This is a genomic window from Aphanothece stagnina RSMan2012 (assembly GCF_046764815.1).
Lineage (GTDB): Bacteria > Cyanobacteriota > Cyanobacteriia > PCC-6307 > Cyanobiaceae > NIES-981.
The window spans coordinates 1-393 of record NZ_JBKOUC010000121.1; the positions used below are offsets into that span (position 1 = coordinate 1).

General features: G+C 59.8%; 1 protein-coding gene. It reads right to left on the reverse strand.

What is annotated here, in order from left to right:
• Positions 1 to 393, reverse strand: a 393-nt coding sequence (locus ACLNEE_RS17030; protein WP_412007469.1) for a tetratricopeptide repeat protein, incomplete at both ends; no start/stop codon positions are given.

Here is a 393-nt window from a genome sequence, read left to right on the forward strand (position 1 = left end):
AGCCAGGTTGTTGAGGCTGAGGGCGGTACTGGGGTGATCGGGGCCCAGGGCTTTTTCGTTGATCGCCAGCGCACGCTTATGGAGCGGTTCCGCCTGGCTGTAGAGACCCTGCCTGTCGTAGAGGAAAGCCAGGTTGTTGAGACTGAGGGCGGTACTGGGGTGATCGGGGCCCAGGGCTTTTTCGTTGATCGCCAGCGCACGTTTGTAGAGAGGCTCAGCCTGGCTGTAGAGTCCCTGCTTGTAGTAGAGCAAAGCCAGGTTGTTGAGACTGGTCGCGGTATCGGGGTGATCGGGGCCCAGGGCTTTTTCGTTGATCGCCAGCGCACGCTTATGGAGCGGTTCCGCCTGGCTGTAGAGACCCTGACTGTCGTAGAGAGAAGCCAGGTTGTTGAG